Genomic DNA, 14,054 nt, shown 5'->3' on the forward strand with positions numbered 1-14,054 from the left:
CGTCAGCCGGAACCCGTCTTTCGGATCCGGCCCGTCAGCCGGATACTCGGCCGGCGAGCGCGTCGCCGACCTCGGAGGTGCCGCGGGTGCCCGAGCGCTCGGCCAGGTCCGCCGCGACGGCGGCCTCGACCCTGGCGGCCTCGGCGGCGAAGCCGAGGTGCTCCAGCAGCATCGCGACCGACAGCACGGTGGCGGTCGGGTCGGCCTTGCCCTGGCCGGCGATGTCCGGCGCCGAGCCGTGCACCGGCTCGAACATGGACGGGAACTCGCCGCTCGGGTTGATGTTGCCGCTCGCGGCCAGGCCGATCCCACCGGTGACGGCGGCGGCCAGGTCGGTCAGGATGTCGCCGAACAGGTTGTCGGTGACGATGACGTCGAAGCGCTCCGGCTGGGTGACGAAGAAGATCGTCGCCGCGTCCACGTGCAGGTAGTCGGTGGTGACCTCGGGGAACTCCTTGCCGACCTCGGCGAAGATCCGCGTCCACAGGTGCCCGGCGTGCACCAGCACGTTGTTCTTGTGCACCAGGGTGAGCTTCTTGCGCGGCCGCGCCTGCGCCCGGCGGTAGGCGTCGCGGACCACGCGCTCGATGCCGTACGCGGTGTTCAGGCTGACCTCGGTGGCCACCTCCTGCGGCGTCCCGGTGCGCAGCGTGCCGCCGTTGCCGACGTACGGGCCCTCGGTGCCCTCGCGGACGACCACGAAGTCGATCTCCGGCTGACCGGCGAGCGGGGACCGCACCCCGGGGAAGAGCCGGCCCGGACGCAGGTTGATGTGGTGGTCGAAGGCGAACCGCAGCTTGAGCAGCAGCCCCCGCTCCAGCACGCCCGACGGCACGCTCGGGTCGCCGATGGCGCCCAGCAGGATCGCGTCGTGCGACTTCAGCTCCGCCAGCACGTCGTCCGGCAGCGTCTCCCCGGTCCGGTGGTAGCGCCGGGCCCCGAGGTCGTACTCGGTGGTCTCCAGCTTCACGTCGGCGGGAAGCGCGGCACCCAGGACCTTGAGGCCTTCGGCCACGACTTCCTGGCCGATGCCGTCGCCGGGAACAACTGCGAGACGAATGGTGCGAGACATGCTCGGACCCTACTCCGCCGTCCCAGGTACTGACACCTTGCGTCCACCATCCGGACGGGTCACGTCAGATCGATCTCCACCGGGAACGGCTGATCGACCTTCAACTGCTTGTGGTGGATCCCGGTCGGAAAGTACCTGCTGGAGGCGGGGTCGAGCTCGAACGTGTAAACGACCGGACGCCCCTCGTCGCATTCGACACGCCAGAAGTAACGGATACCAGCCGCAGCGTACTTGCGCGGTTTGACCTCACGATCGCGCTCGCGCGATTCCTCCGAGACGACTTCGACAGCGAGCAGCACGTGCTCGGCAGAAAACGTCGTCTGGAGATAACCCGTATCCGATGCCTCGTGGACCACGAGGATGTCGGGCTCCGGTCGATTCCGGCGGTCCAGTGTCACCGCCATCTCCGGCCACACCTCCCAGCCCTCCGGAACCGCCTTCTCAAGACCTCGATCCAGCAGGCGCTTCACCCTCACATGAAACTTCGTCTGCGGACTCACGAAGATCAAGCTCCCGTCGATCAGCTCGGTGTGCGGCGGGAGATCAGGCAGCCGGTCCAGGTCTTCGGCGGTGTACCCGCCAACGGGCGGGCGAAGCCAGTCGGGGTACGGCTCGATGCTCATGGTTCCTCCCATACAGGCATCCTGGCGGCGCTCTCAGGCTACTCGGCGAAGCTTCCTCGGACGCCACCCTTTCGAGGGAGCGTGAGTGACCTGGTGGGGCGCAGGGGCGTGCATAGGCTGAAGGGTTCGGCGGATCGCGTGGAGCGGGGTGCGGAGTGGGCGAGCGGCGGCTGGAGGGGCTGGTCTGCGGGGGTGCGGCGGGGCTGGCGATGGGCGGGTACGCGCTGGCGGCGGGGCTGCGCGGGCGGTGGCCGGCCGGGGCGGAGGCGGTGGCCGTGCCGTACCACGCCCACCTGTGGGACCTGCTGCACGGGCGGGCCGCCGGGGACCTGCTGGTCAACTGGAACAGCGGCTACGGCTCCCCGTTCCTGGCGGACTTCTTCGCCTACCTGATGAACCCCTTCTCCTGGCTCACCGCGCTGCTCCCCCGCGATCAGGGCCGGCTCGCCGTCTTCCTGGTCACCCTGGCCACCATCGGCCTCGGCACCGCCCTGATGACCCGCCTGCTCGGCCGCCTCCACCCCGGTCCGGCCCGGCTGCGGGCGCTCGCCGCCGTCGGGTACGGGCTGTGCGCCTGGGTGCTGGACGTGGGCGGGGCCGCCCCGATGTGGCTCTGGGGCCTGGTCTCGCTGCCGCTGCTGGGTCTGGCCGCCGACTGGTGCCTGCGGGAGCGGCACTGGGTGGCCGGCGTGCTGTGCGTCGCCCTGGCCTGGGCGGGCAACCTGTACACCGCCGCGCTGGCCACCCTGGCGGCCGGGCTGCTGTTCGCCGTCCGGCTGTTCGCCGCCCCGCGCCCGCTGCGCCTGCGGGTCCGGGCCACCGGCCGGGCCGTCACCATGGCCACCGCCGGGGTGGCGCTCGCCTCCCCGGTGCTGTTCGTCGCGGTGTCGGCCGCCCGCCGGGCCCAGCCGGAGTCCCCGGTCGAGCCGCTCGGCCCGTCCGGCCTCGGCGGCCATCTCGCCCGGCTGCTGCCCGCCACCCACGGCGGGCAGCAGCTGCCGGACGTGGCGATCGGTGTGTTCGGGCTGCTGGTGGTGTGCGGGCTGCCGTTCAACCGGCGGGTGCGGCCGCGCGAGCGCGCGCTCTGGTGCGCGGCGCTGGTGCTGGTGGCGGCGGGCTTCCTGTGGACCCCGACCGTGCTGGTCTGGCACGGCCTGGCGATCCCGGCCGGCGGGCCGTACCGGGTGGCCTTCGTGCTCAGCGGGCTGCTGGTGCTGGCCGGCTGGGTCTCGCTGGCGCACCGCCCGGACCGGCTCACCGTGCTGGGCGGCGCCGCCGTGGTAGCGGTGATCGCGGCCGTGGCGGCGGGCCGCACCTCGGTGCGCCCGGCCACCTGGGTGCTGCTGGCGGTCGGCGGCGCCGTGCTGTCGGCCGCGCTGTGGCTGCTGGACCGCCGGCACCCCGACCGGCGGGCGACCGCCCTCGCCACCTGGGTGATCGCCGGCGCGGTGCTGGGCAACGCCGTCTGGTCGGGGTACGCGGCGTTCGGCGCGGCCCCCGCCGACGACGTCTCCCCGGCGGCCGTGCGGGCCGGGCACGCGGAGCTGCGCGCGGCCGCCGACTGGCCGCGGGGCCGCAGCGACCCCGGCCCGCACGCGTTCACCCCCAACGACCCGCTGTTGCTGAACGGCCAGGGCGGCGGCTACTTCAGCAGCTACCTGCCGACCGTCACCGCCCTGCTGCTGCACGACCTCGGCGCGGGCTGGACGGCCGGCGGGCGGCAGACCGGGAGCGTCACCGACCCGGTCGGGCAGGCGCTGTTCGGCATCCACACCCACCTGGACGAAGGGCCACCCCCGTACGGCTTCGCCCCGGTGCACGCCGCCGCCCCGCCGCTGGTCACCGTGCTGCCCCCGGGCGCCCGGCCGGAGACCTCCTCGGTCTGGTCCCGGCAGGAGTCGCTGCTCGGCAGCCAGGTGTACGACGCCCCGCTGCCCGTCCCGGCCGGCGGTCCGGCGCCCACCCTGCACGGCACCAGCGGCTGGTCGGTGCCGGGCGGCGCGGAAGGCGCGGAGGGCACGGTGTTCACCGCCGCCTGCACCCCGGGCGGCACCGCCTTCTTCCACGGGCTCTGGTACCGGGGCACGGTCAGCGGCCTGGGGACGAGCTTCCGCAGCGACGGCGAGCAGCCCACCACCGCCGTGCCGATCCACCGGCTGGGGCCCGTCCCGGCGGACGGGGTGGTCCGGGTGACCCTGCGGTCGGACGTGGTGAGCCAGGTCCCCGCCCGCCCGATCGGCTGCCTGCGGGCCGGCGCCCTGGAGGCCGCCGTGGCCCGGCTCACCGCCACCGGTGCCACCCGGGTCGAGGCCGGCGGGCACACCCTCACCGCGGTCCTCCCGGCCGGCTCCACCGGCACCGCGCTGCTCTCCGTCCCGGCCACCGAGGGCTGGACCTGCGCCGTCGACGGCGGCCGTGCCACCGCCCCCACCCCGGTCCTCGGCATGATCGGCGTCCCGCTGGGCGACGGCGCCTCCCGGGTCGCCTGCGCCTTCCGCCCGCCCGGTCTCACCGAGGGCCTCACCCTCGCCTCGGCCACCGCCGCCGTCCTCGCCCTGGCGGCCCTCTTCGCCCGTCTCTCCCGCCGCCACTCCGGCCCCTCGCGCCGCGAACGCCGCCGGGCGGCCCGGGGGGCCTGAACGCGATGGGGCGGCCCGCCGAAGTCGGCGGGCCGCCCCTCTCACCGGCGGGTCACGGCAGGTCGAGCACCTGCGCCCGTCGCTCGGCCGGGTTGAGGTGGTGCAGCAGCAGGAGCCGCGAGGTGTCGCCCTCGGCCCGGTGCACGGCGAGGACGCTGCCCGGCCCGGCCGGGGCCATCACCGCGGCCGGACCGGCCGGACCTTCCGGACCGGTGAGGCCGGACCGTACGGTGAGCGCCGGGTGCAGGACGTCCAGCGGGACGGTCGGGGTGGCGTCGTTCAGCCCGATGGTGGAGAGGGCCTCGGCCACGTCCGGGGTGCCGCCCCCGGCGTAGCCGGTCCAGACCCCGTAGCGGACGGTGCTGTGCCCGGGCGCGATGCCGGGCAGGGCGCTCAGCCGGACGGGCAGCACCAGCACGTCGCTGTCCAGCAGCCCGGTGTCGGTGTCGCCCCAGCGGGCGTTCAACGGCTGGACGTCGAGTTCCTCCCCGGTACGGGCGTCCAGGGCGCGGGAGACCAGCACGTCGCCGCCGCGCTGCCGGTCGGCCTTGAGGATGACGTCGGTGCTGCCGTCCCCGTCGGTGTCCAGCGCCACCCGCACCCCGTACAGCCCCACCGGGGTGGTCGCGGGCGCCCACAACCGCACTCCCACGTAGAGGAGTTCGGAGTCGACGGCGGCCCCGGCCGCACGCAGGTCGGCGGACCGCTCGCCGGGGTGCTCGACGCAGACCTCGTCGTCCGGGGCATCCGGCTCCCCCGCCTCCTTGGGCCGGATGCCCGCGCCAGGACCGGCCGCCGCGCCGCTGGTGCCGGGCGGGCAGTCGGGCCAGCGCGCCCCCTCGCCGCCGAGCGCGAACGCGCTGACCAGGCCGGGCTGTTCGCCGGGCGCGGCCCGGCCGCCGAGCGGGACGAGGATGCCGTCGCGGGCGGTGCGGACGGCGGCCGTCGCCGCGAGGTCGCCGACCGGGCGCGGCGCGGCGAGCACCGGGACGCGCAGCTGCGGCAGTCCGCCGTCCCCGACCGGGGTGAGCAGCACCCGCCCGGAGAGCTCGCCCCGGTAGCTGCGGGCCTGGCCGCCCTGCACGGTGTCGATGGTCGGGTCGGGCGCGCGCCCCAACTGCCCTGGTACGGACAGCGTCACCCGCACCCGGGCGGTCCCGCCCGCCGGGACGTTCACCCGGGCCGGCGCCACCCGGTAGGCGGCGCCCGGCACTTCGGTGGCCGCCGCGTACGAGGTGCGGTAACTCAGCGGTGTGGACGAGGTGTTGCGCACCTCGATCTCGCGGGTCAGCGCCGTCGGCCCGGCGATGTCGACCGGCCCGAAGGAGACCCCGACGCCGCCCTCCACCGCGCCCTCCCCCGCCGCGTAGGCGACGGCGGGGGTGCGGACCGCCCCGTCCACCCGGACCCGCCCGGCCCCGGTGCGCTCGGGCCCGTAGACCGGCCCGGTGCGATCGTCGCCGAGGTAGGTGTCCACGGTGGTGTTCATCAGCGCGGCCTTGACCTGCTCGGCCGTCCAGTCCGGGTGCGCGGCCCGGACCAGCGCGGCGAGCCCGGCCACGTGCGGGGTGGCCATCGAGGTGCCGCTCTCGCGCTGGCCGCCGGTGCCGCTGCCGACGAGGCTGGACCAGATGCTCTCGCCGGGGGCCGCCAGGTCGGGCTTGACCACGCCGGGCACGCCGATGCCGCGCGAGGTGAAGTCCGTCAGGGTGTCGACGCGGCCCGGCTGGTCCTGCGCGACGGAGCCGTGCAGCGGGTTGCCGGGCGTGGCGAGCCGGACCCGCACCGGCCCGGCGGCCAGGGCCTGCCGCAGTCGGTCGCCGTCCTCCCGGGCCAGCAGCGCGGCCGGAACGCGGTCGTTGCCGGAGATCTCGGCGAGGTGGTCGGAGTCGGCGGCGTACAGCGCGCCGATCGCGCCCGCGTCGGCCGCGTGGTCGGCGCGCGGGCCGGAGTTGCACGGCCGGTCGGCCTCCCGGGTGCGCCAGGTGAGCAGCGCGATCCGCCCCTTCAGCCGCTGCCGGTCGGCCTCGCTGAAGTCGGCGCAGCCGTCCGGCTGGTCGACGGGCAGGGCGAGTTCGCCGCTGACCTCGGCGGTGGACCAGCCCTGGTAGCGCTCGCTCCAGTGGGCCGGGACGACCCGGGCCTCGGCGGCGGGGGCGAGCACGGTGATGCCGTCCACGTCGGCGTGCCCGTGCACCGAGGCGGCGACGGTGATCGCCCGGGCGGCGGTGCCGGGGCTGCCGCCGATGGCGTACACGTCGCCGTCGTTGCCGGCCGCCGCGACCACGACGGTGCCCAGTTCGGCGAGCCGGTCGACGGCCAGCGCGTCGGTGTCGTCGGTGCTGCCGAAGTGGCTGCCGAGCGAGAGGTTGACGACGTCCAGGCGGTCGCTGAGGTCGCCGTCCCCGTTCGGGTCGGCGGCCAGGTCGAGCGCCTCGGCGACCCGGTCGGTGGAGCCGTCGCAGCCGAACACCCGGATCCCGTACAGCTGGGCGCCCGGGGCGGTGCCGGGGCCGATCCGGAAGCCGGCCGGGTCCAGCCCCGGTCCGTACGGACCGGTGTAGGTACGGCCGTCGGCGGTGACCCCGTAGCCGGCCGCGGTGCCGGCCACGTGGGTGCCGTGCCCGTTGCGCACGCAGTCGATCGGGTTGTCGCTGGGGTGCGGCACGGGCTGGTGGTGGGGGGAGGCCGGGTCGGGGTCGTAGTCGTCGCCGACCAGGTCCTTGCCGCCGACCACCTTGGCGTTGGGGAACAGCGCGGGTGGCGCGGGCTTGCCGCGCTCGACCGAGCGGAAGGCCTCCTCGGTGCCGGGGCCGCCGAAGTCGGCGTGGGTGTAGTCGATGCCGCTGTCGATGATCCCGATCCGCACGCCCCGGCCGGTGCCGCCGGCCGGGTCCCCGGCCCAGACCTGCGGGGCGCCGGTCAGCGGGACGGAGTGGGCGTTGTCGCGCCGCTTGTTGACGATCGGGTGGACGGCCCGGACGCCGGGCAGCGCCCGCAGGGCGGGCAGCCGGTCGGCGGGCACGCTGACCGCGAGGCCGGCCAGTACGGTGCGGGTGCGGTAGAGCTCGCGGGCGGCGGGTGCCGCCCGGTGGACGGCCCCGGCGAGCCGGTCGAGCGCGTCCCCGGCGCGGGCCCGCTGGGCCGCGCCGGCCCGGGCGGCCTCCCGGTGGACGGCCTCCGGGGAGCGCCGGGCCCGCCGGGCACCGTCGGCGGCGCGCCGCCAGGCGGGGCCGGCCGCCTCGGTGGTGAGTTCGAGCAGGACGGAGGCCGTTCGCCCCGGCCCCGGGGGGCCTGCGGACGGCGGCCCCGCGGCCGGTGGCCCCGCGGCCGGTGGGCTGCCCGCCGCCGGGGTGGCGGTGAGGGCGGCGCTTCCGGCCAGCAGGGCCAGGGTGAGGCCGATCCGGGCGGCGGGTCGACGGACGGATGGCAGGCGCACTGGGCCCTCTCCCCCGGCAGGGGGACTGATCCGCACACCGTGTCGCTGACGCCCGCCCACGCGAACGTCGATCACCCCTCCGAGGGCCCCTAAATTAGGATGATCGCGCCGCCGAGGACGAGCAACTTCCCTCGGACGGACCGAGGTTGCACTCTACTGGGTGACGTGACGCCAGCCCGTTCGGCCCATTCGACGGATGAACGCCACCGATCGGCGAATGATCGTCGGCGACGGCCCGCCCGGCACCGGAGCCGGTCAGTGGTGGCCGGTCTCGCCGCCGTTGTCCCGACGGTCCAGCGCCCGCTGGAGCGCGGCGGCCGCGAAGGGGTTCCGCTCGGCGGCCCGGCGGCGGCGCGGGGCACGGGCGGAGGCGGCGGCGGGGGCGGACGTGGCGTGGCGGTCGGCGGTCGGAGACATACCGGGCTCCTTGGAAAACGGCGCTGCGAGGAACCAGCGCGAGGAAGGTGAGGGGAGCGCGGGAGCAGGGATCGCCTGCTCGTGAAGGCGCACGCACACACGGGCCGCGAAGCCCTGGCTACAGGGGCGGCACACCGTATGGCCCTTCCAACGGTACGGCCCCGCCCGGGCCGTGTCTGCACGAATACTTGGATTTCCTACTATCTGAGACAGGAGTCACCCGGGAGCACGCAGCAGGGCCCGGACCGCCGCGCGAACGGCGGTCCGGGCCCTGCTCAGGCCTGGGGACATCAGCCCAGGGAAATCAGCCCAGGTCGACCGAGCGCGCGAAGCGGGCGCCGATCTCGGCGGCGATGGCCGAGAGCACCTCCTGCGGGATCTCGGTGTCCACGGTGATGGAGGCCAGCGCGTTGCTGCCGTCCCGGGCGACCTGCATGCCGGCGATGTTGATGCCCGCGTCGCCGAGGTGGCGGCCGAGCACGCCGACCACGCCGGGGCGGTCCTCGTACTTGAAGAAGGCCATGTGGTCGGTGAGCGCCACGTCCACGTCGAAGGCGTCCACGCCGACGATCTTCTGGGTCAGCTTGGGGCCGGCCAGCGTGCCGGAGATGGCGATCTCCTCGCCACCGGAGAGCGTGCCGCGGACGGTGATCACGTTGCGGTGATCGGGGCTCTCGCTGGAGGTGGTCAGGCGGACCTCCACGCCGCGCTCCTGGGCGAACAGCGGGGCGTTGACGTACGACACCGTCTCCGCCACGACGTCCTCGAACACGCCCTTCAGCGCGGACAGTTCGAGCACCTTCACGTCGTGCTGAGTGATCTCGCCGCGGACCTCGACGTCGAGGCGGACGGCCACCTCGCCGGCCAGCGCGGTGAAGATCCGGCCGAGCTTCTCGGCCAGCGGCAGGCCCGGACGGACGTCCTCGGCGATCACGCCGCCCTGGACGTTCACCGCGTCCGGCACCAGCTCGCCGGCCAGCGCGAGGCGCACCGACTTGGCGACCGCGATGCCGGCCTTCTCCTGCGCCTCGTCGGTGGAGGCGCCCAGGTGCGGGGTGGCGACCACGTTGTCGAAGGCGAACAGCGGGGAGTCGGTGCACGGCTCCTTGGCGTAGACGTCCAGGCCGGCGCCGGCCACCCGGCCCTCGCGCAGCGCGTCGGCGAGCGCCGCCTCGTCCACGATGCCGCCGCGGGCGGCGTTCACGATGCGGACGCTCGGCTTGACCTTGTGCAGCGCCTCGTCGCCGATCAGGCCGATGGTCTCCGGGGTCTTGGGGAGGTGGACGGTGATGAAGTCCGAGACCTCCAGCAGCTCCTCCAGGGTGACCAGCTTGACGCCCATCTGCGCGGCGCGGGCGGCCTGGATGTAGGGGTCGTACGCGACGATCTTCATCCCGAACGCGGACATCCGCTGGGCGACCAGGACGCCGATCCGGCCGAGGCCGACGACGCCGAGGGTCTTCTCGCTCAGCTCGACACCGGTGTACTTGTTGCGCTTCCACTCGCCCTGCTTGAGCGCGGAGTTGGCCGGCGCGATGTTGCGAGCGACGGAGATCAGCAGGCCGCAGGCGAGCTCGGCGGCGGTGACGATGTTGGAGGTCGGCGCGTTGACGACCATCACGCCGGCCTTGGTGGCGGCGGCGACGTCCACGTTGTCCAGGCCGACGCCGGCCCGCGCGACCACCTTGAGCTTGCGGGCGGCGGCCAGCGCCTCCGCGTCGACCTTGGTGGCGGAGCGGATCAGGATCGCGTCGACGTCGGCGATCGCGGTCAGCAGCTCGGTGCGGTCGGCGCCGTTGCAGTGGCGGATCTCGAAGTCGGGTCCGAGGGCGTCCACGGTGGCGGGCGACAGCTCTTCGGCGATCAGAACGACAGATTTGCTCACGACAGTGTTGTCCTTAACTGTCCGGCTCCCCAGCGCACGTGGCCGGCGCGTGAGGGCGGGGGGAAGGTGGCATGCCGCGTAGGTAGACGCACGACGCTGTGGGCCTGACGCGCACTCGGAGTGTATCGACGGGCTGGGTAGCGGGCTGCTCCCGTCCGGCGAAATCACCCGGACGGGAGCAGCCTACTTGTACAAGGCGCTTACGAAATCAGAAGGATCAGGCGTTCTCGTTGACCCAGCTCATCAGCGAGCGCAGCTTCTTGCCGGTGGTCTCCAGCAGGTGGTCCTCGTCGGCCTTCTTGTACTCGTTGTACTTGGGCAGACCGGCCTTGTACTCGGCGATCCAGGTGTTGGCGAAGGTGCCGTCCTGGATCTCGGCGAGGACCTGCTTCATCGCGGCCTTGGTGTCCGCGGTGATGATCCGCGGGCCGGTGACGTAGTCGCCCCACTCGGCGGTCTCGGAGACCGACCAGCGCATCTTCTCCAGGCCGCCCTCGTACATCAGGTCGACGATGAGCTTCAGCTCGTGCAGGCACTCGAAGTAGGCGATCTCCGGCTGGTAGCCGGCCTCGACCAGGGTCTCGAACCCGGCCTTCACCAGGGCGGCGGTGCCACCGCAGAGGACGGCCTGCTCACCGAACAGGTCGGTCTCGGTCTCCTCGGTGAAGGTGGTCTTGATGACGCCGGCCTTGGTGGCGCCCAGGCCCTTGGCGTACGACAGCGCCAGGGCGAAGGCATTGCCCGAGGCGTCCTGCTCGACCGCGACGATCGCGGGGACGCCGCGGCCCTCCTCGTACTGGCGGCGGACCAGGTGGCCCGGGCCCTTCGGGGCGACCATGCAGACGTCGACGTCCGCCGGGGGCTTGATGAAGCCGAAGCGGATGTTCAGGCCGTGGCCGAAGAACAGGGCGTCGCCGGCCTTCAGGTGCGGGGCGATGTCCGCCTCGTAGACGTCGGCCTGGATCGGGTCCGGCACCAGGATCATGATGACGTCGGCCTCGGCCGCCGCCTCGGCCGGGGTGACGACGCGCAGGCCGGCCTCCTCCGCCTTGGCGCGGGACTTGGACTCCGGCTTCAGGCCGACGCGGACGTCGGCACCCGAGTCACGCAGCGACAGCGCGTGGGCGTGGCCCTGGCTGCCGTAGCCGATGACCGCGACCTTGCGGCCCTGGATGATGGACAGGTCGGCGTCGTCTTCGTAGAACAGCTCGGCCACGGGGGCACATCTCCTTGCGTGATGGTTGCCGGGTACGCGGTACTCACCGTAATTCGTACCGGCTTGGGTGTGGGTCTTTGCTCAGGGGGGTGCCGCGCGCCAACGCGCCGTTGGAAGGGCGGTGGTGGGCGACGGGAGGGCGAGATGACGCCGATCAGGCGCTGCGGTCCAGGGCGCGCAGCGAGCGGTCCGTGATGGAACGCGCGCCGCGGCCGATGGCGACCAGGCCGGACTGGACCAACTCCTTGATGCCGTAAGGCTCCAGCATCTTGAGCATGGCCTCCAGCTTGTCCGAGCTTCCGGTGGCCTCGATGGTCACCGCTTCCGGCGACACGTCGACGGTCTTGGCACGGAACAGCTGGACGATCTCGACGATCTGCGACCGGGTCTCGTTGTCGGCGCGGACCTTCACCAGGACCAGTTCCCGCTGGATCGCAGCGGACTGGTCGAGTTCGACGATCTTTATCACGTTCACGAGCTTGTTGAGCTGCTTGGTGACCTGTTCCAGCGGGAGGTCCTCGACGTTGACCACGATCGTCATCCGGGACACGTCCGGATGCTCGGTCGAGCCGACGGCGAGGGAGTCGATGTTGAAACCCCGACGGGAGAACAGCGCGGCGATGCGGGCGAGCACGCCGGGCTTGTTCTCGACCAGGACGGAGAGGGTGTGCTTGGACATGGAGTTCCTCAGTCGTTCCGGGCGGGCAGGGGCTGTCAGTCGAGGTCGTCGCCGAAGTCGGGGCGCACGCCCCGGGCGAACTGGATCTCGTCGTTGCTGGTGCCGGCCGCGACCATGGGCCAGACCATGGCGTCCTGATGGACGATGAAGTCGATGACGACCGGGCGGTCGTTGATCTCCATCGCCTGCCGGATGACCGCGTCCAGGTCCTCGGGGCGCTCGCAGCGCAGGCCGACGCAGCCCATCGCCTCGGACAGCAGGACGAAGTCGGGGATCCGGGTGCCCTGGGCCGGCGGCTCGATGCCGTCGTGGCCGGGGCCGGAGTGCAGCACGGTGTTGGAGTAGCGCTGGTTGTAGAACAGCGTCTGCCACTGCCGGACCATGCCCAGCGAGCCGTTGTTGATGACCGCGACCTTGATCGGGATGTCGTTCAGGGCGCAGGTGACCAGCTCCTGGTTGGTCATCTGGAAGCAGCCGTCACCGTCGATGGCCCAGACCGCGGTCTCCGGCCGGCCGGCCTTGGCGCCCATCGCGGCGGGGACGGCGTAGCCCATCGTCCCGGCGCCGCCCGAGTTCAGCCAGGTGCCCGGCTTCTCGAAGCGGATGAACTGCGAGCTCCACATCTGGTGCTGGCCCACGCCCGCGGCGTAGATCGCCTCGGGGCCGACCAGCTTGCCGATCCGCTCGATGACCTGCTGGGGCGACAGCTTCCCGCCGGGAGCCTGCTCGTAGCCGAGCGGGTAGGTCTTCTTCCACTCGTCGAGCCGCTCCCACCACTCGGTGTAGTCGCCCTTGTGGCCGGCGTCGAACTCGGCCTGGACGGCGACGATCAGATCGGCCAGCACCTCGCGGGCGTCGCCGACGATCGGCACGTCCGCCGGGCGGTTCTTGCCGATCTCGGCCGGGTCGATGTCGGCGTGGACGACCTTGGCGTTGGGCGCGAAGCCGTCCAGCTTGCCGGTGACGCGGTCGTCGAAGCGGGCGCCGAGGGTGAACAGCAGGTCGGACTTCTGGAGCGCGGTGACGGCCGGGACGGAGCCGTGCATGCCGGGCATGCCCAGGTGCTGCGGGTGGCTGTCGGGGAAGGCGCCGAGCGCCATCAGGGTGGTGACCACCGGGGCGCCGGTCAGCTCGGCGAGGATCCGCAGCTCGGCGGTGGCCTGCGCCTTGATCACGCCGCCGCCGACGTACAGCACCGGGCGCTTGGCGCTGACCAGCATCTTCGCGGCCTCGCGGATCTGCTTGGCGTGCGGCTTGGTGACCGGGCGGTAGCCGGGCAGCGCGGGCTCGACCGGCCAGCGGAAGGTGGTGGTCGCCTGGAGGGCGTCCTTGGCGATGTCGACCAAGACCGGGCCGGGGCGGCCGGTGGCGGCGATGTGGAAGGCCTCGGCGATCACCCGGGGGATCTCGGCCGGGTCGGTGACCAGGTAGTTGTGCTTGGTGATCGGCATCGTGATGCCGCAGATGTCCGCCTCCTGGAAGGCGTCGGTCCCGATCGCCTTGGAGGAGACCTGGCCGGTGATCGCGACGATCGGCACCGAGTCCATGTAGGCGTCGGCGATCGGGGTGACCAGGTTGGTCGCGCCCGGACCGGAGGTCGCCATGCAGACCCCGACCCGGCCGGTGGCCTGGGCGTACCCGGTGGCGGCGTGGCCGGCGCCCTGCTCGTGCCGGACGAGGATGTGGCGGACCTTGACGGAGTCCATCAGGGGGTCGTACGCGGGAAGGATGGCCCCGCCCGGGATGCCGAAGACGGTGTCCGCGCCCACGGCCTCCAGCGAGCGGATGAGCGACTGGGCGCCGGTCATGGTCTCGACGACGTGCTGGGGAGCGGGAGCGTTGGCGGCCGGGTTGTCCCCGCGGCGGGGGGAAGCGGCGTGCTCGGTCATCTGCCTGTCTCTTCTCGGATTTTGCCGACCCGGTGCTGCGGGCCCCGGTGCTGCGAGGGTGGGGTCCCGGTCCGGGTCGATCGCCGGCTCTGCCTCAATCGTCCCGCTTGAGCCGACAAGTCGGACTTGCTCGGGCGGTCGAGGCCAGGGGTCTTGCGGAGGTGGAACAGCGTCAGTGCAACAAAAAACCCCTCG

The 14,054-nt window shown here is 73.3% G+C and carries 9 protein-coding genes; 1 reads left to right on the forward strand and 8 read right to left on the reverse strand.

Going from position 1 to position 14,054, the window contains the following annotated elements:
- Window positions 1-34: 34 nt before the first annotated feature.
- Window positions 35-1,072: a 3-isopropylmalate dehydrogenase gene (locus tag QWJ13_RS20170; protein ID WP_316526138.1), complete on the reverse strand. Its 1,038-nt coding sequence runs from the start codon at window positions 1,070-1,072 to the stop codon at window positions 35-37.
- 59 nt (window positions 1,073-1,131) lie between these two features.
- On the reverse strand, window positions 1,132-1,695 hold the full coding sequence (locus QWJ13_RS20175; protein ID WP_316526140.1) for a Uma2 family endonuclease: 564 nt from the start codon (window positions 1,693-1,695) through the stop codon (window positions 1,132-1,134).
- Window positions 1,696-1,850: 155 nt separating this feature from the next.
- On the opposite strand from QWJ13_RS20175, the gene QWJ13_RS20180 reads away from it, so the two are divergent.
- Window positions 1,851-4,334, forward strand: coding sequence for a YfhO family protein (locus QWJ13_RS20180; RefSeq protein ID WP_316526141.1), 2,484 nt, complete (start codon window positions 1,851-1,853; stop codon window positions 4,332-4,334).
- 52 nt (window positions 4,335-4,386) lie between these two features.
- On the opposite strand, the gene QWJ13_RS20185 is transcribed toward QWJ13_RS20180, so the two are convergent.
- The 6 genes from QWJ13_RS20185 to QWJ13_RS20210 all read right to left on the reverse strand — a co-directional run bounded on the left by QWJ13_RS20185 (window position 4,387) and on the right by QWJ13_RS20210 (window position 13,859).
- The gene (locus tag QWJ13_RS20185) at window positions 4,387-7,773 is read right to left on the reverse strand and encodes a S8 family serine peptidase (protein ID WP_316526142.1); all 3,387 of its coding nucleotides are present in this window, start codon (window positions 7,771-7,773) and stop codon (window positions 4,387-4,389) included.
- Window positions 7,774-8,028: 255 nt separating this feature from the next.
- On the reverse strand, window positions 8,029-8,190 hold the full coding sequence (locus QWJ13_RS20190; protein WP_316526143.1) for a hypothetical protein: 162 nt from the start codon (window positions 8,188-8,190) through the stop codon (window positions 8,029-8,031).
- Window positions 8,191-8,494: 304 nt separating this feature from the next.
- The gene (serA, locus tag QWJ13_RS20195; protein WP_316526144.1) at window positions 8,495-10,075 is read right to left on the reverse strand and encodes a phosphoglycerate dehydrogenase; all 1,581 of its coding nucleotides are present in this window, start codon (window positions 10,073-10,075) and stop codon (window positions 8,495-8,497) included.
- A 217-nt stretch (window positions 10,076-10,292) separates the two neighbouring features.
- Window positions 10,293-11,291 carry a ketol-acid reductoisomerase gene (gene ilvC / locus QWJ13_RS20200; RefSeq protein WP_316526146.1) on the reverse strand — a complete coding sequence of 333 codons (999 nt, stop codon included), beginning with the start codon at window positions 11,289-11,291 and terminating at the stop codon, window positions 10,293-10,295.
- Between the two features lie 154 nt (window positions 11,292-11,445).
- Complete coding sequence (ilvN, locus tag QWJ13_RS20205) at window positions 11,446-11,970, reverse strand: acetolactate synthase small subunit (protein ID WP_316526147.1); 525 nt, start codon at window positions 11,968-11,970, stop codon at window positions 11,446-11,448.
- Between the two features lie 35 nt (window positions 11,971-12,005).
- Entirely contained in the window at window positions 12,006-13,859 is a 1,854-nt protein-coding gene (locus QWJ13_RS20210) for an acetolactate synthase large subunit (RefSeq protein ID WP_316526148.1), read from the reverse strand.
- Window positions 13,860-14,054 lie beyond the last annotated feature (195 nt).

This window comes from Kitasatospora brasiliensis (genome assembly GCF_032654805.1).
Taxonomy (GTDB): Bacteria; Actinomycetota; Actinomycetes; order Streptomycetales; family Streptomycetaceae; genus Kitasatospora; species Kitasatospora brasiliensis.